Source organism: Lactobacillus sp. M44 (assembly GCF_058130005.1).
This window is the reverse complement of sequence record NZ_CM176707.1, coordinates 776943-788930: the sequence shown is the minus strand read 5'-3', so window position 1 is coordinate 788930 and position 11988 is coordinate 776943. Positions and strand designations below refer to the sequence as shown.

8 protein-coding genes are annotated in these 11988 nt (G+C 34.3%); 1 reads left to right on the top strand and 7 read right to left on the bottom strand.

Annotated elements, in window-relative coordinates; genetic code table 11:
* Positions 1-2 precede the first annotated feature (2 nt).
* The 7 genes from AC38BG_RS03895 to pcrA are packed head-to-tail and all read right to left on the bottom strand — an operon-like array spanning position 3 to position 9531.
* Positions 3-908, bottom strand: coding sequence for a diacylglycerol kinase family lipid kinase (locus AC38BG_RS03895; protein ID WP_489936564.1), 906 nt, complete (start codon positions 906-908; stop codon positions 3-5).
* Between the two features lie 17 nt (positions 909-925).
* On the bottom strand, positions 926-2356 hold the full coding sequence (gene gatB, locus AC38BG_RS03890; RefSeq protein ID WP_489936563.1) for an Asp-tRNA(Asn)/Glu-tRNA(Gln) amidotransferase subunit GatB: 1431 nt from the start codon (positions 2354-2356) through the stop codon (positions 926-928).
* Between the two features lie 3 nt (positions 2357-2359).
* Positions 2360-3799 (bottom strand): Asp-tRNA(Asn)/Glu-tRNA(Gln) amidotransferase subunit GatA, encoded by a 1440-nt coding sequence (gene gatA / locus AC38BG_RS03885; protein ID WP_489936562.1) that lies wholly within the window; start codon positions 3797-3799, stop codon positions 2360-2362.
* Positions 3799-4101: an Asp-tRNA(Asn)/Glu-tRNA(Gln) amidotransferase subunit GatC gene (gene gatC / locus AC38BG_RS03880; protein ID WP_489936561.1), complete on the bottom strand. Its 303-nt coding sequence runs from the start codon at positions 4099-4101 to the stop codon at positions 3799-3801. The genes gatA and gatC overlap by 1 nt, the downstream gene beginning before the upstream one ends.
* 13 nt (positions 4102-4114) lie before the next feature.
* On the bottom strand, positions 4115-5257 hold the full coding sequence (locus AC38BG_RS03875; protein ID WP_489937836.1) for a CamS family sex pheromone protein: 1143 nt from the start codon (positions 5255-5257) through the stop codon (positions 4115-4117).
* A gap of 19 nt (positions 5258-5276) precedes the next feature.
* Positions 5277-7274, bottom strand: a complete 1998-nt coding sequence (gene ligA / locus AC38BG_RS03870) for an NAD-dependent DNA ligase LigA (RefSeq protein ID WP_489936560.1) — start codon at positions 7272-7274, stop codon at positions 5277-5279.
* 25 nt (positions 7275-7299) lie between these two features.
* Positions 7300-9531 carry a DNA helicase PcrA gene (gene pcrA, locus AC38BG_RS03865; protein ID WP_489936559.1) on the bottom strand — a complete coding sequence of 744 codons (2232 nt, stop codon included), beginning with the start codon at positions 9529-9531 and terminating at the stop codon, positions 7300-7302.
* A gap of 301 nt (positions 9532-9832) precedes the next feature.
* On the opposite strand from pcrA, the gene AC38BG_RS03860 reads away from it, so the two are divergent.
* Positions 9833-11839, top strand: coding sequence for an SLAP domain-containing protein (locus AC38BG_RS03860; protein WP_489936558.1), 2007 nt, complete (start codon positions 9833-9835; stop codon positions 11837-11839).
* The last annotated feature ends 149 nt before the right edge of the window (positions 11840-11988 follow it).

Here is an 11988-nt window from a genome sequence, read left to right as displayed (position 1 = left end):
ATTTAGCCAATGTAAAACTCAATGTGCTGTTTTAAATTAGTAAATGTAACTGGCAAATATCCACCTATTTCACCATCTAGGTTAACAGGTATTTCCTTACCTCTACTTTTTCCAATTAGTTCAACTTTGAGTTTTTTTGTTTTGGTATAAATAATCCCAGGATCATTTACATGTTTACCATTAAGTGCCATCACCATTAATCTAAGCATATTCAATGGATCAGATGGCTTCACAATTAATAATTGAAATAATCCATCACTTAATTCAGCACCAGGCATCACTTGATTAAGTCCACCAATAGATGTCGTCATCCCAAGCAAAAACATGGACAACTCACCTTCATAAACGCCTTTATCATAGGTCATGCGCAGATCATTACTACTTATATTGGGCAACATTTCAGCACCCTTTAGTAAATATGCGCTATAGCCCATCGCTGATTTAATTTCAGATGGAACCCCATAAGTCAATTCAGTCAGTGAACCACTTGCTGCAATATTGACAAAGTATTTATCATCTGCTTTACCAATATCCATTTTGCGAGTTTTATTTTTTAAGATAATTTCAGCAGCTTCTATCCCATCTTCTCGAGGAATATTCATTGCTCTGGCAAAATCATTCGTTGTTCCCGCAGGTATAATTGCCATTTTGGGTCTTTTTGGTAAAAATGCAATCCCATTAACTACTTCGTTAATAGTTCCATCGCCACCAGCTGCAACAATTAACTCAAAACCAGCTTTTGCAGCACGTGTTGCTTCATGTTGAGCAGAATATTTATCTGGAGTTGTACGAAATGCACTAGCTTCAAAGCCAGCTTGCTCCAAAATATTTAAAATTCCACCAACTTGTTTTGGCATCTGTTCATGTCCTGAAACAGGATTATAAATTAATCTTGCTTTCCTTACCATTAAACAACTTACCTACTTTAACGACTTTGTAATTCTTTGTTCAACAATTGGTTAACAATCTTAGGGTTGGCTTTACCACGAGTTTGCTTCATGATTTGACCAACTAAGAAGCCAATTGCACGATCTTTACCGTTCTTAAAGTCTTCAACTGATTGTGGGTTATTATCTACTATTTGTTTAACCATAGGTTCCAATACACTAAGGTCAGATAATTGAACCATACCTTTGTCTTCAACATATTTCTTAGGGTCAGTTCCATTTTTAACAGTTTCTGCGAAGACTTTTTTGGCAATCTTACTTGAAATAGTACCATCTTTAATCAATTGGATCATCTTAGCTAGGTTTTCAGGCGTTAGCTTAATATCTTTCAATTCAACTTTGTTGTCATTCAAGTAACCATTAACTTGAGTGTTCATCCAGTTAGCAGTTAATCTTGGATCACCACCAGCATCAATTGCACCATTGAAGAAGTCTGAACTTTCCTTAGTTTGCAAAATAACATCTGCATCATAAGGAGTAATTCCTAATTCATCAATATAGTACTTACGGCGTTCAGCTGGGGATTGTGGTACTTGTTCAGCAATTTCATCAATCCATGATTGTTTGATGTGATATGGAGGAATATCTGGTTCTGGGAAGTAGCGATAATCTGCATCGCCTTCTTTAACACGCTCCAAAACTGTCTTACCAGTATTTTCATCAAAACGACGGGTTGATAATTGAATTTGTCCACCAGATAATAATACTTCTTGTTGACGTTTTTCTTCATATGCAAGAGATTGACGAACATGTTGGAATGAGTTTAAGTTCTTCATTTCAACTTTTGTTCCTAATTCTTTTTGTCCAGCAGGGCGGATTGAAATATTAGTATCAACACGCATAGAACCTTGCTCCATCTTAACATCAGAAGCTCCAGTAAATTGAACGATCTGACGCAATTTTTCTAGATATGCATATGCTTCATCTGGATCTTGCATATCAGGTTCTGAAACAACTTCAAGTAATGGTACACCCTGACGGTTCAAGTCAACATAAGAAAACCCATTAGATCCGTGAGTGTTTTTACCAGCATCTTCTTCAATATGCATTTCATGGATACCAATACGTTTTTTCTTTCCATGAACTTCAACTTCAACATAGCCGTCGCGTGCTAGTGGTTGGAAAAATTGAGTAATTTGATAAGCCTTTGGATTATCTGGGTAGTAATAATTCTTACGATCAAAGTGAGTTACTGGTGAAATCTTAGCGTGAGTTGCAATAGCAACCATAATTCCTAAGCGATAAACTTCTTTGTTCAACACTGGCAATACACCAGGGAATCCCCAGTCAATAACGTTAGTTTCGGTATTGGGTTCAGCACCATAAGTTACAGGAGTTGGAGAAAAGATCTTACTCTTTGTCTTTAACTCGAAGTGAACTTCTAGTCCAATAGTCGATTTAAAATTCATTCTTTAATCCTCCATTCCTGTTGGTGTAATCTTATAAAATTCATTATTTCTTTCAATAAAGTCAGCAACTTTAAAGACATTTGCTTCATCAAAGCGTTTAGCCATAATTTGGAAACCAACTGGCATTCCATTAACTAATCCAGCTGGAACACTTGCTGCAGGCAATCCCGCTAAGTTAGCAGAGATAGTCAAGATATCGTTATTGTACATCTTAATTGGATCAGAAATTTCACTACCAATATTAAATGCAGGTTCAGTTGTAGTAGGGCCTACAACAACATCGTTTTCAGCAAAAATCTTCTCAAAGTCTTGGCAAATTAATGTTCTAACTTTTGCAGCTTGTCTAAAGAACTTATCATAACTTCCTGCAGATAATGCAAATGAACCAAGCATAATGCGACGCTTAACTTCTTTACCAAATCCTTCAGAACGTGATTTCACATAAACATCTAATAAGTTCTTAGTGTCTTGTGCACGATAACCATAACGAATTCCATCATATCTTTGCAAGTTAGATGAAGCTTCACTAGATGCAATAATGTAGTAAGTTTGAACAACATATTTAGTATGAGGTAGCGAAACTTCATTAATAATTGCACCTGCGTCACGTAAGTTGTCAATTTGACCTTGAACTGCTTCTTTGACCCCTTCATCTACAGCATCACTCATGTATTCTTTTGGTACTGCAACACGCAATCCTTTAATATCTTTACCCAAAAATTCAGTAAAGTCAGGGACTTGCTTTTCAGATACAGTAGAATCTCTTTCATCGCGGCCTGCAATAACATTTAATACTTGTGCAGAATCTTTAACACGCTTAGTTAAAACACCAATTTGATCAAGTGATGATGAAAAGGCAATTAACCCCCAACGTGATACTCGACCATAAGTTGGTTTAATTCCAAAAATCCCATTAAAAGCAGCTGGTTGTCTAATAGACCCTCCAGTATCTGATCCTAATGCTGCAACAATTTCACCAGAAGCTACAGCTGCAGCAGATCCACCAGATGAACCTCCTGGAACCTTATCTAAATTCCATGGATTGTGAACTGCACCAAAGTATGAGTTTTCACTAGATGAACCCATCGCAAATTCATCCATGTTAGTTTTTCCAGCTAATATTGCACCAGCTTTTTTTAACTTAGTTATAACAGTGGCATCATAAACTGGCATGAAGTTGTCTAGAATATGACTTGCTGCAGTAGTTAACATTCCATTAGTTACGATGTTATCTTTAATACCAATTGGAATACCAGCTAGCTTATTTGAAAAATCAAGGTCATCTTTTACCTTGACATCATCTGCTACAGTAATCCAAGCATTAAGTTTTTCATCAGTCTTTTTAATATTTGCAATAGTATCTTCACTTAAACGACTAGCTGTAAGTTCACCAGTTGCTAATTTATGGTTAAGTGAATCGATTGTTTCATTTAAATAATTCATTAATCGTTATCGTCCTTATCAATAATCACTGGCACTTTAATGAAGCCATCACTAGTTTCTGGAACATTTTCAAGCATTTGCTTTCTAGTTTGCCAATGCTCTATTTTATCTGCTCTAAATACAGTATCACGGTCAACTACTTGGTTAGTTTCTACAACACCTTCAGTGTCTACTTCGCTTAAAGTGTTGGCCATGTTGATAATATCATCCATTTGTTGAGTGAATTGATCAATTTCATCTTCACTAAATTCAAGACGTGACAAAGTTGCTACGTGCTTGATTTCTTCTTTTGTAATCTTCACGAACTATTTCCTCCTATTCACCGCCAAAAACATGTACATAATAACTATCATCTGCAGTATTTTTAGCTACTAAGGCTTGTACATTTTGAACTGAGCTAATCTTAATTTCAATTGGCACATTATTTGGTAAGTACTTCTTTGCTGCAGAGAGTACTAATCTAGAAAAGCTTTCAATTTGTGTATACCCATAAAATTGCGTTGTAATTTGGATATTTTCTTGATCCAACTTGCCATCAGTATAATGTACAGATGCAATTACACCACTAATATCTGGGAAATATCCTTGAACAGCAGTTTTGAAATTATTAAAAGCAGATGCATCATTACTGTTGATAGCTTTTTGATTACCTACAGTTGGCAAGACTTGTGTCTTTTCAGATACAGCTTTCCAACTATTTATTTTACTACTATTATTGTCTGCTACACCATAACTAAAATAATTTCCACCAACTAGTGAATCTTTACCTGTCTTACTAAATAACGCTATCATAATTGGGATATTTTTCATACCCTTTTTTTTGCGCAATCTTTGGACTACTAGATCAGCAGCTTTTTTGCCAAAACTATCTTGAGTTTCCCGATTAATATCTACTTGAGTTTCAGGACCATCTTTTTTCTTTTGATAGTAATCTTGTGAATTCAATGCTAATGCAATTGATACACCACCCAAATGATAATTTGAACCAGAGCCTGTTAGATAATCTTGTTCTAAGATTTCTTCTAATATATATGGTTCATATTTTTTGGACTTTTTACTTGCTTGCTCTGGGTTCAAGCCAGTTGGGTTATCTTTGCTCTTGCGAGCTAGCCAATCAGTTACTGTTCCTGTGTCTAAGACTTGCCCTTCTTGGAAAACATAACGGTTAGTTGAAAACTTATCTTTTGATAAATCAACTAATCCCTTTTGCAAAGCTCTAGTGTCAATTGTATTATCATTAGTTGTTGCAGATAATCCAGTAATTGGACTAGTTACATATTGTCCATTTTTTAGCAAAACAGTATAACCATTTTTGCTAGTACTAGTTGTTTGATAACTTTTTTGTTTACTTGTTGAAGTAGTTGGGTTATTAGCCAGGTTAGAATCTTTTAGTCGACCACATCCTACTGTAGTGATTAAAGCACCTGCTAATACAGCTATTTGCAAAAATCTTTTTATCATTAATAATCCCTTAACATTAAATTTGTGCGATTGCCTGCTCTTCAGTCAATAACTTAACTCCTAGATTTTGAGCCTTAGTTAATTTAGATCCTGCATCTGTCCCATAAATTACATAGTCAGTTTTTTTGGATACAGAACTTGTCACTTTAGCTCCTAAATCTTGCAAGCGTTTAGTGAAGTCACTTCTAGTATAATGCGCTAATTTTCCAGTTAAAACGACTGTTTTATCTTTAAAGAAGTTATCTGGAATAGTTGTTTCAACTTTTCCTAAATAATCCATATTTAATCCACTCTTAATTAAATCTTGGATCATTTCTTTAACTTCTGGCTGTGCAAAATAAGTGACCATTGATTCAGCAATCGTCTCTCCTATTGTATCGATTGTTGTCAACTCTTGCACTGTTAGAGACATAATCTTAGTTAAGTTTTTATATTTTTCTGCAATTATTCTAGCTGCCTTGCTTCCAACATGATCAATTCCTAACCCATTGATTAATAATTCAACAGAATTTTGCTTACTATTGTTAATTGCTGTTAGCAAGTTTTGAATTGACTTTTCTTTAAAATGATCTAATTTTGCTAAATCTGCTGGCTCTAAATGGTATAAATCTGCCACATCATGAACTAGATCATTTTTGATTAATTGTTCAACAATTCTAGGTCCTAAGCCACTAATATCCATTGCAGGTCTTGATGCAAAATGAGTGATCTGTTCTTGAATTTGGGCTGGACATGCAGGGTTAATGCAGCGCAGAGCAACTTCGCCTTCTAAGTGAACTAATTCATGATTACATGAAGGACAATGGGTTGGAATTTTATAAGGGACAGAGTCTTTTGGTCTTTTTGACATAATTACTTCAGAAATCTCTGGAATAATATCTCCAGCCTTATGAACCAAAACTGTATCACCAATTCTGATATCTTTTTCTTTTAATAAATCAGGATTGTGTAATACGGCTCTAGACACTGTAGTTCCTGCTAATTCCACTGGATCCATAACTGCAGTTGGAGTTACCACACCAGTTCGACCAACTGTCCAAACTATTTGATGAACTATTGTTTCTTGTTGTTCAGGAGGAAATTTATAAGCAATTTCCCAACGTGGAACTTTTACAGTTGCACCTAATTGTTGCTGAAGTGCTAAATCATCAACTTTTAAGACAATCCCATCAATTCCATAGGTTAATTCATCACGTTTTTTAGTATATTCATCTATAAAGTCAAAAATCTCATCAATAGTTGATAATTTTCTGCCAGTTTGATTAGTATGAAAACCCAATTCAGCCATTGCATTAATTGCTTGATGCTGGCTAGTAATATCTTGTGGAGGATTGACCCAAGTATAAATAAAAGTACTCAAATCACGTTTTTTAGTAACTTGTGCCTTTAATTGGCGTAATGACCCCGCTGCTGCGTTGCGGGGATTAGCGAAAACAGCTTCTCCTTTTTCATCGCGTTCACGATTTAATTTTACAAAGGCTTCTTTGCCCATATAACATTCGCCACGAACTTCAGTAGTTAATGGAGTAGGCAAAGTTTCAGGTACATCTGAAATATAGCGCACGTTATTAGTTACATCTTCGCCGACACTACCATTTCCCCTGGTTGATGCACGAGTTAATTTTCCATCAGTATATTCTAATGATAAAGATAGACCATCAATTTTTAATTCAACATTATACGCAACTGGGTGACCCACTAGTTTTTGAATTCTTTGGTCAAATTCTTTTAACTCTTGTTTAGAAAAGACATCCCCCATTGAAAGCATTGGAATTGCATGGTCAACTTTTGAAAATTCAGTATTGATCTGTCCACCAACTCTTTGAGTAATAGAATCTGGAGTAACTAATGCAGGGAATTGCTTTTCTAATTCTACTAATCGTTGATATTTTTGATCATATACAGCATCTTCAACTTCTGGATTATCCTTTGAATAATAAGCTTCAGCCCAATCATTTAATTGCTTACGTAATTGTTTGACTTCTTTTTCGGCTTGCAATTGAGTTATGGCCATTGATATAACCCCCTTTTAATTAAAATTATACCTTTTTAATAGGAGCAAATGCGGCTAATAAACGTTTGGTTCCCTTATCTTTAAATGCAATATCTAACTCCATATCTTCACCTGTACCGTTGACTTTGATCACAACTCCTTGTCCCCAAGCCTTATGTTGCACCATATCACCAACATTCCAAGTACCTTTTTCTGCTCCAACTGCACCAGCAGCTTTTTTAGGGGTATAGACTTCAGAGCGTGCTCTTTGATCATGTTCTATAAATGGTGCTTTGACTTTTGAATAAATACTTGCGGCTTTTGTTTCTGGTGTTTCAAAGTCTAAATCATCGTCTTCAATTTCATCTAAAAATCTTGATGCTGGATTATTTTGCGGTCGGCCATACATCATTCTTGACCAAGCGTTAGTTAGATATAATTTTTGCTTAGCACGAGTGATTCCTACATAAGCTAATCTGCGCTCTTCTTCAAGTTGATCATCATCAAACATTGCCCTTGATAATGGGAAGATTCCTTCTTCCATCCCAACTAAAAATACTACTGGGAATTCTAGACCTTTAGCTGCATGAAGAGTCATTAAAGTAACTTGCTGTTGACCTTCAGCAATATCATCTTGATCGCTTAATAATGAAACTTCTGACAAAAAGTCATTCAAAGCATCTGAATCTTCTTGCATTTCATAATGATCATCGAATCTTTTAGTTACGGACAAAAATTCATCTAAGTTTTCTAATCTAGTATCTGCTTCAATTGTATGCTTTGCACGCAAATCTGCACTATAGCCAAAGTCTTCTAGAATCTTTTGAGTTAGTCCTGTAACGCTATGGTCTTTTGCATAAGCGATTGCATCATCTAGTTTTGCAGTAAAGTCTTGCAGTTTTTTCATTGCTTGAGTGCCAATTGGGGCTTGCGATACATGGTGCAGACTTTCAGTGATTCCATAATTATTTTCATTTGCAAATTCTAATAATCTAGTCACAGTAGTTGGGCCGATCCCACGCTTTGGCACATTGATAATACGGTTTAAACTCATTGCATCAGATGGATTTGCAACTAGCTTCAAATAAGCCATGATGTCTTTGATTTCTTTTCGATCATAAAACCTATGTCCACCAACAATTTGATAAGGAATATTTGATTTAACTAGTGCTTCTTCAATTGCACGAGATTGGGCGTTAGTTCTATATAAAACTGCAAAATCTCCATAATCTCGATGATTATCTTTAATTTCTTCTCTGATCTTTGCAACAACATATAACGCTTCATCATCTCCACTTTGAGCGCGATAATAGGTAATTTTTTCACCATCGCCTTTATCAGTCCATAGATTTTTGTCATTGCGGTTTTCGTTATTTTGAATAACTGAGTTAGCTGCTTTTAAGATGTGCCCAGTTGAGCGATAATTTTGTTCTAGTTTTACAATTTGCACATTTTCTGATTTATAATCTTTTTCAAAATTCAAGATATTTTCCATATTGGCGCCACGCCAACCATAGATTGACTGATCAGCATCCCCTACAACACAGATATTTTTGTATTGAGCAGCTAATTCATGGCACAATTCATATTGTGCTTGGTTAGTGTCCTGGTATTCATCAACTAATAAGTATTTAAATTTGTTTTGATAATAATGAAGAGTAGCACTATCTTTTTTGAATAAAATTAATGTCTGCATTATCAAATCATCAAAGTCCATAATTTGATCGCGGTGCAACCTTCTTTGATACTCACGATAAATTTGTGCAACAGTCTTTTCAAATGGACTTACCGCAATTGCTTCATAAGCTTTAGGTGTCATTAGGTCATTTTTTGCATTAGAAATAGCACCTAAAACAGATTTTGGATCATACATTTTAGGGTTGATGTTTTGAGCTTTTTCAATATGTTTAATTAAAGTTAATTGCTCTGGAGTATCTGCGATCGAAAAGTTTCTTGCATAATCAATCTTATCTGCATCACGTCGCAAGATTCTGACACATAAAGCATGAAAAGTCGACATCCAAATACTTTGAGCAGCTACTCCAAGTAATTTTTCTTCACGTTCACGCATTTCATTAGCTGCTTTATTAGTAAAAGTAATTGCCAAAATATTCCATGGAGCTACATTATTTTCTTCAACCAAGTAAGCAATTCTTCTTGTTAACACTGAAGTTTTTCCAGATCCTGCACCTGCTACCACTAATAGTGGGCCTTCAGTTATTTCAACTGCTTTTTTTTGCTGGTCATTTAATCCAGCCAAAATCGTCTCTCGACTCATATATCTTGATCCTCTCTTGAAAAACTTCTTTATAGACAATTATATATTATAGCCAAAAAACTGCTGTTCTGTAATATGTTAAACCTTAATTTTTGATTTTGAAATCGTTATTATAAGGAAGTTTTATGTCCTTGGCTCAATGTATTATTTTTGTCTTATATATGTATTAGATAAAAAATATATATTATTTTACTTGTATAGTTTTTAACTTGCATGATATTATTAAATATATCCGATGAATCGGCATAAAAAACTAATAAATTATCATAATTGTAGATTTATAGAAATGAGAGAAGATGTTATGAAAACTAGAAATAAAAGATATACAATTAATAAAAAGTGGATTATTGGAAATGTCTTTGTTGCAACACTTGGTTTAGCGGGAATCAGTCAATTAAGTGCACAACAAATCCAAGCTGCTGAAGTTAAAACAACTGCAACTAGTAGATTAGAAAAATACAAAGATGTAATTGCAAAATTGCTTGCTGAAAATGAAGCTCAATATCAAGCAACTTTGGCAAAAATTAAGACACTACCAAATTTAACTGCTGAAGAACGACGAGATTATGAAGTTTTTGTAAGTACTATTTACAAAAATAATATAGATTCAATTAAGTCTATTGGTGATGATGTAGATATTAATAGCGTAGAAGCATTAAATAAGAAACTGTATTTAGATCGTGAACAAGAAATTGAAGCAAAAAATAAGGTAAATAATCTCAAACATCGTGAAGATGTTCTAAAAAAATTAGATAAATTAGAAGCTGATGCGAAAAAATATCTAGATGAAATCAAAAAAGAAGCTGGATCTGATTTTTCAAAAATAGCTATTGCTAGTGGAATTGAAACAGAACTGAAAAGTTTGCGCACTCAAATTTCTGCATCTATTGCAAATTCATATATAGACAGTTTATATAAACAAGCTGAAACAAAACTTGCAACCTTAAAACAAAATGTTCAAGATATTAAAAATTCGCCTAACTCACCTGCACCTAAATTGCCTGAAATGACTGATGAAGATCTACCCCAAAGCAACGATCCTTCTGTTCATACAGAAATGCCTAAACAAGATCAAACTTCATCTCAAATTAAGTCAATCACTTTAAAAGGTAGCAACACTATCACAATAGCTGACAAAAGCCAGCAAACTCTTGTATTAGAAATTAAAAATGATAAAGATGAAATGGTTTTAGATCCAGGTAATTTTAAAATCAAAGTTGTTGGTGAATTATATGACTTAGGTCAAGACAGATTAAAAATCGAACAAGATAAGACAAAATTATTAGTAACAGTTTTAGATAGCTCAATTTACCCAGGTCCATATACTTTAAAATTATTTAATGAAAAAACTAATAAAGAATTTTCATTAAATATTGGCTTAAAAGGAACTCTTCCAGAATCTGGAATTTATAAAGAAAGACTTGATAAGCGCATTGCTTTAAATAAAATTGGTACAGATGAAAAAAGTGATATTGATAAGCTAGAATTGCTGTCACAAGACAAAAAAGATAAGGCTAAAAATGAGATCACTAATGAATTAAATAAGGGACTAAGTGCTATTAATAGAGCCACTACTAAAAACGATGTAGATAATGCTTTTAAAGAGGCAAAGGCTTTAATTGAAAAAGTTGCAGGATCTGCTAAACAAGAAAACTTGAAGCTAAAAGATGCAAAAAGACCTGCGCCTAAACAAGATATGCCAAAAGCAGAGCAACCTAAGGTTGAAACTCCTGCTATGCCTGAAGCTAAGAAGCCTGTTGCACCTAAAGCAGAAAAACCTGCTGTGCCTGCTCCTTCAATGCCTAAACAAGATATGCCAAAAGCAGAGCAACCAAAAATTAATGTTCCTATTAACCCTGAAACTCCAATGAGTGGAATTGTCTATGTTCCCATGATCAACAACAGTCCTAGCTGGAAAGTTGCACTATGGGACAAAGATGGTAAGTTTACTGGCAACTATATTTCAACGAACTCAAATTGGAAAGTTTTTGCTAAAAAAATGATCAATGGTAAATTGTATTACCGTATTGGAAACCAAAACCAATGGATTCCTGCACAATATGTTGGTGAGCGCATGGAAAATATGGAAGAACATATTTCAGGAATTGTTTATCTACCACTTATTAACCATGATAAAAACTGGATGGTAGCAATGCTTGACCAGCATGGTAATTTCACAGGTAAATATCTTAAGACTAATACTAACTGGAAAGTCTTTGCTAAAAAGATAATCAACGGTAAATTATATTATCGTTTAGGAACTCAAAACCAATGGATTCCTGCACAATATGCAAAATTTTATAAATAAACAGATTAATTAAAAACGCTTATATTGATATACATGATAAAACCCACATTCCAAAAATGGATTATGGGTTTTTGATTTGAAATTTTTTATTTTGGTATAGCTAATTAGTAAATATTCCTGTATCATTATTTAAGTCGCGGTAGTGATGG